General features: G+C 38.4%; 13 protein-coding genes. 11 read left to right on the top strand and 2 right to left on the bottom strand.

What is annotated here, in order from left to right; translation table 11 throughout:
* Positions 1-2: 2 nt before the first annotated feature.
* The 10 genes from EV200_RS15200 (at position 3) to EV200_RS15155 (ending at position 10,042) form a co-directional block, all read left to right on the top strand.
* Positions 3-1,052, top strand: coding sequence for a CgeB family protein (locus EV200_RS15200; RefSeq protein ID WP_132534073.1), 1,050 nt, complete (start codon positions 3-5; stop codon positions 1,050-1,052).
* 12 nt (positions 1,053-1,064) lie between these two features.
* Positions 1,065-1,607: a hypothetical protein gene (locus EV200_RS15195; protein ID WP_132534071.1), complete on the top strand. Its 543-nt coding sequence runs from the start codon at positions 1,065-1,067 to the stop codon at positions 1,605-1,607.
* 31 nt (positions 1,608-1,638) lie between these two features.
* A complete protein-coding gene (locus EV200_RS15190) occupies positions 1,639-2,826 on the top strand; it encodes a glycosyltransferase (protein WP_132534069.1) in 1,188 nt (395 codons plus the stop codon).
* 9 nt (positions 2,827-2,835) lie between these two features.
* Positions 2,836-3,849, top strand: coding sequence for a glycosyltransferase (locus tag EV200_RS15185; RefSeq protein WP_132534067.1), 1,014 nt, complete (start codon positions 2,836-2,838; stop codon positions 3,847-3,849).
* A 20-nt stretch (positions 3,850-3,869) separates the two neighbouring features.
* A complete protein-coding gene (locus EV200_RS15180) occupies positions 3,870-5,105 on the top strand; it encodes a glycosyltransferase (protein ID WP_132534065.1) in 1,236 nt (411 codons plus the stop codon).
* 6 nt (positions 5,106-5,111) lie between these two features.
* Complete coding sequence (locus EV200_RS15175; protein ID WP_132534063.1) at positions 5,112-5,678, top strand: WcaF family extracellular polysaccharide biosynthesis acetyltransferase; 567 nt, start codon at positions 5,112-5,114, stop codon at positions 5,676-5,678.
* A 175-nt stretch (positions 5,679-5,853) separates the two neighbouring features.
* Complete coding sequence (locus EV200_RS15170) at positions 5,854-7,170, top strand: WcaI family glycosyltransferase (RefSeq protein WP_229676849.1); 1,317 nt, start codon at positions 5,854-5,856, stop codon at positions 7,168-7,170.
* Between the two features lie 19 nt (positions 7,171-7,189).
* Positions 7,190-7,903, top strand: coding sequence for an exopolysaccharide biosynthesis polyprenyl glycosylphosphotransferase (locus tag EV200_RS15165; RefSeq protein WP_132534061.1), 714 nt, complete (start codon positions 7,190-7,192; stop codon positions 7,901-7,903).
* A gap of 32 nt (positions 7,904-7,935) precedes the next feature.
* Positions 7,936-9,051 carry a GDP-mannose 4,6-dehydratase gene (gmd, locus tag EV200_RS15160; RefSeq protein ID WP_132534059.1) on the top strand — a complete coding sequence of 372 codons (1,116 nt, stop codon included), beginning with the start codon at positions 7,936-7,938 and terminating at the stop codon, positions 9,049-9,051.
* Positions 9,044-10,042: a GDP-L-fucose synthase family protein gene (locus EV200_RS15155; protein WP_308424163.1), complete on the top strand. Its 999-nt coding sequence runs from the start codon at positions 9,044-9,046 to the stop codon at positions 10,040-10,042. The genes gmd and EV200_RS15155 overlap by 8 nt, the downstream gene beginning before the upstream one ends.
* Before the next feature lie 126 nt (positions 10,043-10,168).
* Here the strand turns inward: EV200_RS15155 and EV200_RS15150 are convergent, their stop codons facing one another.
* Both EV200_RS15150 and EV200_RS15145 read right to left on the bottom strand, forming a co-directional pair.
* The gene (locus EV200_RS15150) at positions 10,169-10,729 is read right to left on the bottom strand and encodes a DinB family protein (RefSeq protein WP_229676848.1); all 561 of its coding nucleotides are present in this window, start codon (positions 10,727-10,729) and stop codon (positions 10,169-10,171) included.
* A 327-nt stretch (positions 10,730-11,056) separates the two neighbouring features.
* Positions 11,057-11,746 (bottom strand): helix-turn-helix transcriptional regulator, encoded by a 690-nt coding sequence (locus EV200_RS15145; RefSeq protein WP_132534057.1) that lies wholly within the window; start codon positions 11,744-11,746, stop codon positions 11,057-11,059.
* Positions 11,747-11,870: 124 nt separating this feature from the next.
* On the opposite strand from EV200_RS15145, the gene EV200_RS15140 reads away from it, so the two are divergent.
* On the top strand, positions 11,871-14,348 hold the full coding sequence (locus EV200_RS15140) for a hybrid sensor histidine kinase/response regulator (RefSeq protein WP_132534055.1): 2,478 nt from the start codon (positions 11,871-11,873) through the stop codon (positions 14,346-14,348).
* Positions 14,349-14,350 lie beyond the last annotated feature (2 nt).

The raw sequence follows: 14,350 nt of genomic DNA, 5'->3' as shown, positions 1-14,350 counted from the left end.
TAATGCTTAATATTTTATATTTCGGTGATCATCGCCATTTTTCCACCGCATTTCATCGTGCTAAGGCATTAGAAAGAATTGGGCACAAGATTTTACGCTATCATAATCCGGAAGAAACCTTGCCTGGATATTTTAAGTCTGCTGTAATGAGTGCCATCAATTTTCGTAGTGGCTATCGTTTATTGCAGCGGCATGTGCAGCAAGATCTGGAACAAATTGTTCAATCGGGCATCAAACCAGATGTGATTTGGGTAGATAACGGGGAGTTTTTCGGAAAGAAATGCCTCCAGATTCTAAAAAAGTTTAACTGTCCTATCATTTTGTACAGCATTGATGATCCTACAGGAAAAAGAGATGGGCGGCGGTTTGATAGTTTTTTAGCTGCGATAAAGTTATATGACTTAATTGCTGTAGTTAGAAAAGAAACAGAAGAGGAGTGCAAATTACTTGGTGCTAAACAAGTGCTGCGGGTAATGAGAAGTTATGATGAAGTGGCGCATGCGCCTTATGAAAATGCAGCTGAAATACCGCTAAATTTTAAATCGGATGTAGCATTTATTGGCACTTGGATGCGAAATGAAAATCGGGATGAATTTATAAAAGTTTTGATCGATGCTGGGATATCGGTTTCCATTTGGGGTGATCGATGGCCTAAGAGTCAACATTTTGAATTGCTGAAACCATATTACCGCGGGTCAAACCTGGGCGGTAAAGATTACATCGCAGCTATACAAGGTGCAAAAATTTGTCTTGGTCTCCTCTCTAAAGGGAACCGGGATTTACATACCACCCGATCTATGGAAGTACCATACGCAGGCGGTTTACTCTGTGCCGAACGCACCAGCGAACATACCGCGCTTTATAATGATGGTACTGAAGCCGTTTTTTGGAATGATGCCCATGAATGTGCCGCAATTTGTAAAAAACTTTTGGCTGGAGATCAACTCGGGCATATTAAGAAAGCCGGAATGAAAAAAGTGCGTGACCTGAAACTGGGTAATGAAGATATCTGTAAACTCATCCTTGAAAAAGGATTATCAAATGCCATTTAACTGCTCAATTATATGCTCAATGAAAGGGATAAACAAAGACAAAAACGTCACCGCAAGCGGCTTGAAGCTAGAATAGATGCTTCGGCGATTGTGATTGCGATTAATGATTATTGCATCAGGCCAGAATTGTTCAATTTAATTTATTCAATGCTGGGGGAATTGCCAGATCATATCCGGTCTAAAATTCATTTATATGGAATTGATTCGGGAGATTCTGCCAATCAGTTTACCGATCTCGGATTTAAGTCGTTCACCAATCATGGCGTGCCTTTACATTATGTTGGTGTTGATAATCAACATGATTTATCCAGCCATTATGATGCAATTGATGTGCTTATTGTTTCTGAGGACAACGAACCAGGTTTGAATGCAGTAAAATCTGCACTATCTGTAGGTTGCTCAGTGATTACAAAAAGTAAAATAGCCAACAAAATCAACCTCAATATTAAGGAGCGTTTACGGATAATTGATAAACAATGTGCCTTACAACTTTCAAATCATATTGTGGCACTTGCTACACAAAGAAGAAAATTTGATTGCGCCTTAGCCAGCTAAGCCTTCAAAACTTCCTCAACCTAAAATTACTATGCAAATAATATTTTTTTCAAATCCTGATTTCTTTGGATCAGAGAAAAGACCAGCGTTTTCCAGTATGCCACGTTTTACCAATATGCTCGTTGAGGGCATGAGGGATAAATCACACGAAGTGAGCGTATGGACACCGAATTCTACCTGCTTTGATCTGCCTTTTCCTGCAAAAATGAGAAAGTGGATGGGTTATATTGATCAATATGTGTTGTTCCCCATCCAAGTAAAAAGAAGGCTTAAAAAAGTTAGTCAGGAAACCATTTTTGTTTTTACTGATCAGGCACAGGGGCCATGGATGCCACTGGTTCAAAACAGAAACCATGTGATGCATTGCCATGATTTTCTGGCACAATGGTCTGCCATGGGTGAAATTAAGGGGCAGGAAGTGGGGATGACTGGAAAAATGTATCAGAAATTTATTCGCGACGGGTTTAAGAAAGGTAAAAACTTCATCACCAGTTCCTATAAAACAGATACTGATTTAAAAAAGCTTTTACCAGAAGCGAAAATGAATACTTACATGATCTATAATGGATTGGAAGCATTCTACAAGCCACTGAATAAAATTAAAGTCAGGGAGTTTTTATCGCCAATGCTGGGTATTAACTTAAGTAATGGTTATATACTTCATGTTGGTGGTAACCACTGGTATAAAAACAGAAAGGGTGTAATTGAAATTTACAATGCGTGGCGATCTATGACTAAAAAAAGAATGCCATTATTATTGGTGGGACCACCACCTGATGATTTTATAGCTAAATGTCAGAAAGATTCATCATATCGAAGTGATATTCATTTTCTTATTGGTCAAACGGATGAAATTGTCAGCCAGATTTATGCTGGTGCATCGCTATTTCTTTTTCCATCCTTCGCAGAGGGTTTTGGCTGGCCAAGTGCAGAAGCCATGGCTTGTGGATGCCCGGTGATTACCAGTAATGAACCACCGATGACTGAGGTGGTGAGTGATGCTGGTTTTCTGATCCCTTTAAGAGACGAAGAAAATCCACGTCAATGGGCTAGTGATGCTGCCTTTGTGGTAGAAGAAGTTTTAAATATGCCCAATCAGGAAGAAGTAGTTTTAAAGTCGTTAGAAAATGCAAAGCGCTTTAATAAGAAAAAAGCAATGGATGACTTTGAGCAGGTTTATGATCGCATTGTTAAGTTGAACACATTAGAACCAGCTTAAATTATTGTTATGGTTACCTTAATTACATCACAAATTCCGAAATCAAGTCCGGATATTTCACATCTAATTGCATTTGAAGATTACTGTCAGGATAATAGCAACTGGACAATTAAACAAGGCCCGGTACTTTTTAATCCCCGATCATTTTCACTTCGGGTTTTTTCAGGTATTCAAACGCTTTTAAAGCCCATTTTAAAGCGCGTAAAAATTAAAGGTGCCGTGCTATCGCTAGGCCTTCCTTATTATCATTATCTCACCGCAAAAACATTCCCATACTTTGGAACTGACTGCGATTTAAGGGTATTATGGACTTATGATGTTTGGGCACCTGATTTTGATCGTGTGGAACAACTGGTGAATAAGAGTAAAATAAATCTTTTATTGCTTTCCTCTTATCAGGCTACTGCACATTTCAAAAAACTGAATCTAACAAACTGTAAGGTTCATTGGGTGCCGGAGACCATTGATGTACACGCTTATCAGTATAAAGAATGGTCAGAAAAATCAATTGATGTACTTTCTTTTGGTCGTTCGTGGCAGCAATACCATGAAGTAATTGTAGATGGTTGTGAGGAACATCACATTAATTACCAGTACCAGGAGCGTTCTGCAACACATGATGTTGCCGTTCACGGTTTAAAGAAGAAACTTCAGTTTCCAACTACAGCCGATTTTACAGCTGGCCTTGCGGATTCGAAAATTTGCATTTGTTTTCCACGGTGTGTAACGCATCCGGCATTGGCGGGGGACGTTTCTACGCTAACCATTCGTTATTTACAGGCCATGGCTTCTAAATGTGTGATCATCGGTGCTGCTCCAAAAGAGATCACTCAATTGTTCGATTATAATCCTGTAATTGAAATCGATTGGGAAAAACCTGTTGAACAGATCAGGCATATCCTTGATTATCCGGAAGAATACAGTGCGATTGTAGAAAAAAATTACCAAATGGTTCATCAGCATTTTCATCATCAGCATGCGATAAACCAAATCAATGAACTGGTTAAAACCAATTTAACCTAAAATATAAATTTATAATAATAATGAGCCAAGAGCCAGTGCAAAAGATTCTTCATGTCGTATCATCTATGGATCCCAAGGAGGGCGGTGTATGTCAGGCCGTAAGGACAATTATTGCGGGTTTAACTACTCGTAATATTTACAGCGAGGTGGTAAGTTTAGATAATGCAGAATCATTTTTCTTTAAAGCTGATCAATTTACGGTACACGCCTTAGGGCGTGGAAAAGGACCGTGGAGATATAATAAAAGACTTACACCATGGTTTGTAACCAATTTATCTTATTTCGATAAGGTAATTGTACACGGACTTTGGACTTACATGGGTTTTTCGCTGCAAAAAGCAATAAAAGCCTTATCATCAAGAAAAGAGGAGAAAATTCCAAAGGTTTTTGTTATGCCCCACGGAATGCTTGATCCTTACTTTCAACGTGCTGCGGGCAGAAAACTGAAAGCATTAAGAAATGTTTTTTACTGGAAATTTATTGAACATAAACTGATTAATAGTGCCGATGGTATCTTATTTACTTGCGAGGAAGAGGCTGCATTGGCAAAATTGCCTTTCAAGCCTTACCAGCCAAAGAAAACGTATATCACGGGTTTGGGTGTAGAGCATCCGCCAGCATATGTTGATGAAATGAGGATTGAATTTGAAAGCCGGTGTCCTCAGTTGGATCATGCGCCTTACCTTCTTTTTCTCAGTAGAATAAATGAAAAAAAGGGTGTCGATTTATTGTTAGATGCCTATCTGTCGATTGTAGAATCTGTTGAGGGAAATCCAAGTTCAGGGCTAGCGGGCCTTTTGCCCAAACTGGTTATTGCCGGGCCGGATCTGGAAAGTGAATTCGGGAAGAAAATTCAAAGTCAGGTTGATGGGCACCATCTGCTTAGAAAATCGGTCATTTTTACGGGCATGCTTTCCGGACTTTCTAAATGGGGGGCATTTTATGGCTGTGAGGCTTTTATCCTTCCCAGCCACCAGGAAAATTTTGGAATAGCAGTAGTAGAAGCCTTGGGGTGTGCCAAACCGGTTTTAATTTCCAATCAGGTAAACATTTGGCGGGAAATTAATGAAGATGGTGGCTGTTATGTTTTTAACAATACCATTGATGGTACACGGAAACTATTGGAATCATGGGGACAGAGTTCTTATAAAACAAAGAAAATGATGTCGAAAAATGCCTTTTATTCTTTTACAAAAAACTTTTCTACCATACCGGCAACAGCGCGATTTGTAGATGCGATTTCTAACCAGAACTAAGTCAGCATGATAACATCAAACTTAATTGCCACTGATCTTTCGAAGTTTAACATTGGGGATTATAATGGTGGCACCAAATGGAAGATTGTGCTTTGGTACCCCATTAATTACTTCATTTTTAACAGCAGTATACCCTGGCCTAATTCATTTAAATCATGGTTACTTCGGCTATTTGGGGCCAGCATTGGTACAGGCTTAATTATCAAGCCAAGGGTAATCATCAAAAACCCACAGAAGTTAGCCATAGGAGATAACTGCTGGATTGGAGAAGCTGTTTGGATTGATAACCTGGATGAAGTTACGCTTGGCAATAACGTCTGTATTTCTCAGGGAGCGATGTTGCTTACCGGAAATCATGATTACAATAAACTGGATTTTCCTTACCGTTTAGGTGCTATTATATTGGAAGATGGCGTTTGGGTTGGTGCAAAATCAGTAGTGTGTCCGGGTGTAACCTGTTTATCGCACGCCATACTTACTGTTAACTCGGTAGCCACTAAAAATCTAGAACCACGAAAAATTTATTCAGGAAACCCTGCAGTTTATATCAGGGATAGAAAAATCATTAACTAATATCCTGGTTTTTACCAGAACAATAATTCAGCTTAACCACATCTCATTTCAGCTATAAACATCACCAATTATTGATGTTAACAGTTGCTGATACCATTAAACTTTGCCTCTTTCACCACCAGTAAGCATATCAATACGCATTGATTTTTGGATGTGCTCGCTCAAAATTAATTTTATGGAACAAATCAACATCGCAAAAAAGCGCATTTTATTACTTGGTATCAATTTTTCGCCTGAACTTACTGGTATTGGAAAATATTCTGGAGAGATGATTGACTGGTTAATTAAGAATGGGTATGACTGTACAGTAGTTACCTCATTTCCATATTATCCGAATTGGAGTGTACAACAGCCTTATAGAGGACTATTTTATAAAAAGGAAGTAAACGATACAGGTGACTTAAGAGTGTATAGATGTCCGCTATATGTGCCCTCAGTGCCAACCGGGAAGAAAAGGATTTTACACGATATCAGCTTTTTCTTCACCTCATTACTGATGATGCTTTACCTGCTTTTTAAACCAAAAAGTGATTACGTTTTTTGTGTGGCACCGCCCTTTCACCTTGGTTTTTTAAGCGCATTATACTGCTTTTTAAAAGGAAGCAAAATGATTTATCATATTCAGGATCTGCAGATAGAGGCTGCCCGAGACCTTGGGGTGATTAAAAATCAGTCGTTGTTTGCGATTATGCTTAAAATGGAGAAATTCATTATGAAAAGAGCAGCATACGTTTCAACCATATCGGCAGGAATGTTAGAAAAGGTAGCCTTAAAAACGGATAAGAAAATCCTCATGTTTCCAAATTGGGTGGATGTAGAAGAATTTCATCCCATTAATAAGAGAGATGAATTAAAACAACAATGGGGGTTTACGCCTGCTGATAAAATTGTGTTGTACTCTGGTAGTATCGGAGAAAAACAGGGTTTGGAAAGCCTGATCTCAATTGCCAATGATTTCCAGCATCATGCTTCCATTCAGTTTATCATTTGCGGAAACGGACCATACCGTAACAAACTGCAGCAAATGGCCAGTGATAAAAAGCTCTTTAATATTAGCTTTTTGCCCTTACAGCCGCTTCATATTTTTAATGAATTTTTAAATATGAGTGACGTTCACCTGGTGTTGCAAAAGAAAAATGCCTGCGATTTAATGATGCCTTCTAAATTGGCAGGGATCCTGTCTTCTGGTGGCTTAGCACTGGTTACGGCTGAGCGGGGAAGTACATTGCATAAAATCATCAGAGAACATAATATGGGTGTGGTGATTAATTGTGAAGATGAAAGTCTTTTAGCCAGTACCATTCTGGCTTGTTGTTCTGGCGATCATCAGGCGAGAACACTCAATGCCCGGGCATATGCCATGCGGGAGCTTAACAGGGAAGTGATTTTGAAACGCTTGTTTTCAGAATTAGAAACCGGAGTAGAATTCAAAACCTCGGTGCCAAAAGTTAAAGAAATTAAAACAGAATTGGTTTTTAGTAATCATAATTAAGGTTTGATCATCACAGAACATGAATAATTTAAATCTTCACGACGAATCGATCATAAACCATTATCAAACTGAACTGACAGGAAGTTTAAATGATCAGCTGATATTAAACCCATCGCCGGAAATAGTAAACAGCTCATATGGATATCAGCAACAATTGAAAAGGGTTTTTGATATTCTATTTAGTTTAACCGTGTTATTTGCTTTTAGCTGGGTTTATGTCATTATCGCCATTTTAATCCGATCAGATAGCCGAGGCAAAGTGATATTTAAGCAGCAGCGTACAGGTAAAGATGACCAGGCATTTTGGTGCTATAAATTCAGAACCATGGTGGTTAATGATCACGCACACACCAATCATGCCCAGAAAAATGATTCCAGAATTACGGGTATTGGAAGCTTTTTAAGAAAATCAAGTTTAGATGAGCTGCCACAATTTTTTAACGTGCTAATGGGCACGATGAGTGTCGTTGGTCCGCGGCCACACATGCTGAAGCATACTGAAGAATACCGTGAAACCATCGATAATTTTATGGTACGCCACAGCATTAAACCAGGTATTACAGGCTGGGCACAGGTGAAAGGCTTTAGGGGAAATACCACGGGCAATGAAATGATGGAGAACCGGGTAAAACATGATATCTGGTATTTAGAAAACTGGTCAAATAAACTTGATCTGAAAATTATTATGCTCACCGCCAGACAGGTTTTGAGGGGGCATGAAAACGCATTTTAAAGAAAAAATAAAAATATTTAATAGAAAAGGTAATGAAAAAAAAGGCATTAATTACAGGCATAACCGGACAGGATGGTGCATATCTAACTGAACTTTTATTGGAAAAAGGTTATGAAGTACACGGCATAAAAAGAAGAAGTTCACAGTTTAATACCGATAGAATTGATCATTTGTATCAAGGACCGGAAGTAGAAAACAGAAGTTTGGTTCTGCATTATGGTGATTTAACAGATTCTACCAACCTGATCAGAATCATTCAACAGGTACAGCCTGATGAGATTTATAACCTTGGCGCAATGTCTCATGTACAGGTAAGTTTTGATGTTCCGGAATATACGGCTAATGCTGATGGTATTGGAACCCTAAGGATTTTAGAAGCCATCAGGATTTTAGGCTTACAAAAGAAAACCAGAATTTACCAGGCCTCCACTTCAGAGCTTTATGGCTTGGTACAAGCTGTTCCACAAAGTGAAACCACGCCTTTTTACCCTAGATCGCCTTATGCTGTAGCTAAAATGTATGCCTATTGGATTACTGTAAATTATAGAGAAGCGTATGGCATGTATGCCTGCAATGGGATATTATTTAATCATGAAAGTCCGCTGCGGGGAGAAACCTTCGTAACCAGAAAAATAACCAGAGGCGTGGCTAAAATTGGTTTGGGTCTTCAGGATATGCTTTATCTGGGTAATCTGGATGCCAGAAGAGATTGGGGCCATGCGAAAGATTACGTAGAGGCTATGTATTTGATTCTTCAGCAAGATGCGCCTTCAGATTTTGTTATTGCAACAGGGATTACCACTCCGGTACGTGATTTTGTAAAGTTAGCTTTTGCTGAAATCGGTATCGAAATCGGTTTCTCTGGAACAGGTGTAGAGGAAAAAGGATTTGTGGTGTATTGCAATCATCCGGATTATCAATTGGAAATTGGAAGAGAAGTGGTCGCTGTAGATCCAAAATACTTCAGACCTACAGAGGTAGATCTTTTAGTTGGTGATCCAAAAAAATCAAATGAATTGCTTAACTGGAAACCTAAATACGACTTGCAAATGCTGGTAAGCGAAATGGTTGAAGCCGATATTCAACTTTTCAGAAAAGACCAATTGCTTAAAGAATCGGGTTACGCTATAAAAAATCAATATGAATAAGATGGAACAGACGGATTTAAAAAATTTAGAGGCTAAAATTTATGTTGCAGGCCATAAGGGGATGGTGGGTTCGGCTATAGAAAGAGCCTTAACCAACCAAGGCTATACGAACATTATTAAAAGAACATCAAAACAACTGGATCTCACAGATAAGTTGGAGGTAGATCATTTCTTTGCAACAGAAAAGCCTGATTATGTTTTCTTAGCTGCAGCCAAAGTGGGTGGTATATTAGCCAACAATACCTATCCTGCTGATTTTTTATTCCAGAATATTAATATTCAAAATAATGTAATCCATGCATCATTGGTAAATAAGGTAAAGAAACTTTTATTTCTGGGCTCATCCTGCATCTATCCAAAACATGCACCGCAGCCTATAAAGGAAGAATATTTATTAACTGGTGCATTAGAAGCCACGAACGATGCCTATGCCATTGCTAAAATCTGTGGCATTAAAATGTGTCAGGCCTATGCAAAGCAATACAGTGTAAACTTTATTAATGCCATGCCGACCAATTTATACGGTAAAAACGATAATTATCATTTGGAGCATTCACACGTTTTGCCAGCCTTGATACGTAAAATACATGAAGCGAAAGATACTGGAGCGGCTGAAGTAACTGTTTGGGGTACAGGAACACCTAAAAGAGAATTTTTGTATGCGGATGATTTGGCTGAGGCTTGCATTCACCTAATGAAAGTATATAACAGCAGTGATATTGTGAATATTGGTACCGGTGAAGACCTCACCATTAATGAACTTGCTACCTCTATTTCAAAGGCTTTGGAATATGAAGGTAATCTGGTTTTTGATGTGTCTAAACCTGATGGAACGCCTAGAAAACTGCTTGATGTTTCAAAGATTAAAAATACCGGTTGGGAACCGAAGGTAGGTTTAGATGAAGGTGTTCTTCTGGCCTATCAAGATTACTTACAACAAATAAATTATTCTAAAATGGCTGTTGGTAATGAAGCGCTTTGTGTGTCATAAACACTGAGCGGTTTATACGGACAGTAAATCCAGTATAATCAAAAAACACTTTTTTTATAGTGTGTCACTGGGGACAATTGAAAAACCCTGCGCCGGATGGCCAGGGTTTTATTTTTTTCTTACTGATTAAAACCCCTGCTCATCTGCACTGGGTCCATAACTTCCCGGAATGGGAATATCTAAAAGTCGCAGATAGACACCTAACTGCGCCCGGTGATGAATCGTTTGGCTTATTGAAACGCGAATCGTTTCGTATCTTGTCCATTCGCCTAAAATCATTTCACCATTACGTAAGATCCAGGGCTTGTCAAAATTTTCTACATTCGTCTGCATCAATTCTGACCTGCCTTTTTCATAGCTATCTTCCAGTAGTTTCAGTAAATCATCATTATTTTCTATCTGCTTTTCCTGATAAGGGGCGGTGGCAAAATCCAATCCATCAGTATTAATAGCCAGGCTAATCCATTCAGGTAGCTCCGCGATGTGGCTGGCCAGCGATTTCAATTTCATGCTTTTTACATGTGGTGCCCAGTCAAATTTATCTGTTGGTACCAATGCCAGAAATTTTTTGGTGGTGTTAAACTCTGATTCTAATTCTTTTAATAATGCTTTAATAATATCCATATGCTGTTGTTTTGATTTTTCGATTGATTGTAATTCCATCAGTAATAAGTCGGCGAAGCTCATCGTTTTTTCTTTTGTTTATACAAAGAAAATAGGCGCTACTGACAACCCTATGGCAGTGCCAAAAAATAATTTTAACAGATATGTTTTTATTACTATTTTGAGTTTAATTAATAATATGTCTTAAGATACTATCTGAAGAAGTTATTTCTATTTTAACCACCCCGCCCTTTGGGCACCCCTCCAAAGGAGTGGAATTACGATCGCCATTTCACTCTTTCAGAGGAAATATTAAAATCAATCAATAATTATCGAATTTAGGTTTACGAAATTAAAGGCAGGAAAACAGAAATTGCGATAATGAGACAAGGTCCTTATTCAAATAGAGGATCAAAAATTAACCGGTAACAGGCTCATATAATCACTGAGTGGCATATGATCTTTTTTAGTAAAAGGTGTTCCCAGGTTTTTTAAACAAGCAATTCGCAGTAAATTAAAATCCCGGTATTCATTTCTGAAATGACACCAGGCAATTAAGTGCCAGCTGAATGCATAAAAAATCAATCCGATGGGTTCAACAGTCCTTTTGCTTGATATTTCTTTTGCGTTTTTATAATCCAACTCAATTAAATTCTTCTCAGAAATGGCATGTTGTATGAGCGAAAGATACTCGTAGTTGAAAGTTAAACGTTCCGGAATCTGCAATTTAATATGCTGGTTCATTTTTTCTAACTTTTCTTTCTGAGCCGTTTTTAAAACGGCCTTTACTTTGGTAAGTGCTGTAGCATAATGAGAGCGGATGGAATGATCTGTAAAACCATTTACTAGCCTTTCTACCAAAAGCAAGGCATTTGCTTCATCCATATTGAAAGATACAGGCGGCAGAAAATAGCCCTGAACCAGAAAATAGCCTTTGTTTTGCTCAAAACTAACTGGAATCCCTTGTTCACCCAAAGCCTTAATATCTCTGTAAACGGTACGTACACTCATGTCAAAACGCTGTGCAATCTTCTCTGCAGTAATGTGTTTCGTTGACTGAAGCAGGGTTAAAATTCCGAAAAGGCGATCGATGCGGTTCATGTTCTGAGGCTAGCCATAAAATTAAGCAATTATTCAAACCATTTCTGAAGACAATTGTATAATATTGTTCGATATGTCTTTTAGGCGAAAAATTCGTTTAAATATAGCAAACAAGATATAGTTCATGGCGGCCGCAATTCAGAAGCGTTTTTTCAGGGCAGTAAAAAGTAAAGTCATCATCGGGTTTTTATTCGCTTGTTTTGCTTTGCTTTTGGCCTGGGGAATCAGCAAGTTTGCCTTTACACGGATGCTGAATACGGTTGAAGAGATTTCTGCTCCGAACGCCAGACTTCGAATTGTAAATGACTTATCACATAAAATTGCCAGGCTTGATCAGCTGCAACGGGATGAAGCTTTCAATAAACAGGGTAATAACAATTTTTTGCGTGAATCAAGAAAACTGAGATCAAGTTTAGATACCCTTCGTAAACTTTACACAGGAGACTCCTTACAACTCACCAGGATTAAATCGATTAAGCGCTTACTGGTAGAACGCGACAAACAGTTTATTGCTTATTTAAAAGTTCGCGAAACCCTGGTGAATACCAAGTCGTTTTCTAATGAAGTACAAAAACTAAATGAATTGGTGGCTACACGTTCCCGTCAGACGGATAGCGCTGTTTTAACCACAGAAACGACCACCTCAACCACTACTGTTGCACCCGAAGAAGAAGAGAAATCAAGAGGTTTTTTAAGTAAACTTTTTGGGAAAAAGAAAGCTGATGTTTATAAAATCATTAACGAAGAGTTTAAAGTTAAACGCGATACGCTGAATGCTAAGGCTGAAGACAGTATCATGAAAAGCATGACTGGCTCTTTAAAAAGTATTGAACTGGAGCAACGTCAGAAAAGCCAGAAATTTTTAAAACGCGAAGCAGACTTGTCTAATGCTAGTAATGCCTTAACGAATCAAATGCTTCAGATTTTAAGAGAAGTTGAAAGTGAAGCCGTAGCACAAGTAGATTTGAATGGTGTACAGGCGAAGGAAGTTGTAAATGATGGAATTACACAGATTACTGTGATTATTATTATTTTCTTTTTGCTTACTGTAATCTTGCTTTACCTTATCCTGACGGATATTACCAAAAGCAATAAATATCGTAAAGCACTGGAAGAAGCTAAAGATCTGGCTGAATATCATGGTAAGGCGAAGCAACGGTTCCTATCTAACATGAGTCATGAGATCAGAACGCCTTTACAGTCTATTCTGGGTTATGCTGAATTAATTTCCCAACAAAATCATCCTGAGAAAAAGGATGTTGAGGCCATTTATCAATCTTCCATTCATTTGCTTCAGATTGTGAATGAAGTATTGGATTACAACCGTATTATTTCTGGTGAGTTTAGCTTTAACAATCAGGTTTTTGATATCAAGAAGATTTTGGACGAGGTAACTTCCGTTATCCGCCCATTGGCTGAACAGAAATCACTGCAATTAGTTACCAATTTAGATTTAGGTGGTGTTGAGTTTGTTAGCGGAGATGCTTTCCGGCTGAAGCAGATTCTCTTTAATTTACTTGGAAATGCTGTGAAATTTACTCTGAAGGGAGTGATTACGCTTACGGCATCCTGCAAAAAGCAAGATGGAAATCTACACTTTAACTTTAACATAAAGGATACAGGAATAGGTTTTGACGAAAAAGATATTCCTAAAATATTTAATGAGTTTGAACAGATTGAATCTCCGGAACAATATGTGCTCAATCAAACCGGAACAGGTCTCGGTTTGCCAATCGTAAAAGCATTGATTGATGCACAAGGCGGAAGAATCCATGTGAAGAGTAAGCCAGGCGTAGGTACTACTTTTAATATTTACCTTACCTATCTTGAAACTTCAGAAAGGATTATAGATCCGCTTGATCTGGAACATTATGCCATAGTAGATCCAGGAATGGTTTGGATAATTGATGATGACAGGTTAATTCTTGACCTTTGCGGACTAATTTTCGAAAAAAATAATATTCCCTTTAAAAGTTTTAATCAAGTTGTAGATCTGCTTCAGGAAGAAGCTGATCCACAACTCAAATATGTATTGGTGGATATGCGGCTGCCTGAAATGACGGGTATGGAACTTTGTCATATTCTGAAGAAAAAGCTACCAGACGAAGTTAAATTTTATGCCATTACTGCTCAGGTATTGCCGGAGGAGCGGGAAATGGTTTTAAGTGAAGGTTTTGACGGATTAATTATGAAGCCTTTCCGTGCAGTAGATTTGCTCTCTATTTTTGATAAAAAAAAGATTGAAAGTAAACCGCCTGAATTTGATTTTTCTTCAATTGAAAAAATGACTTTTGGCGATCAGCAGATGCTTGAAAAAATATTATCAAGATTTAAGCAGGATTGCATCAGTGATTCGGCAGAATTAAAGATACATCTGGAAGAAAACGATCAGGATAAAAGCAGGCTAATCGTTCATCGCATTGCCGGGCGAACGGCACAGATGGGTTCGAAAACCCTGGCACAGGCTATGAGACAACTTGAAATAGAGATTGCGGATAATGGTTTGAATCAGGAGGTTAAGGCTGAAGTGCTAAATCAACTTACCGAGCTGGATGTGCTAATTGCAGCATTAAAAGAAATGGAACCAGTTGGCGAGAAGTAGTA

Origin of the sequence: Pedobacter psychrotolerans, assembly GCF_004340665.1 — a bacterium.
Classification (GTDB): domain Bacteria; phylum Bacteroidota; class Bacteroidia; order Sphingobacteriales; family Sphingobacteriaceae; genus Pedobacter; species Pedobacter psychrotolerans.
The sequence above is the reverse complement of the archived record's forward strand: the minus strand, read 5'-3'. Positions and strand labels throughout refer to the sequence as shown.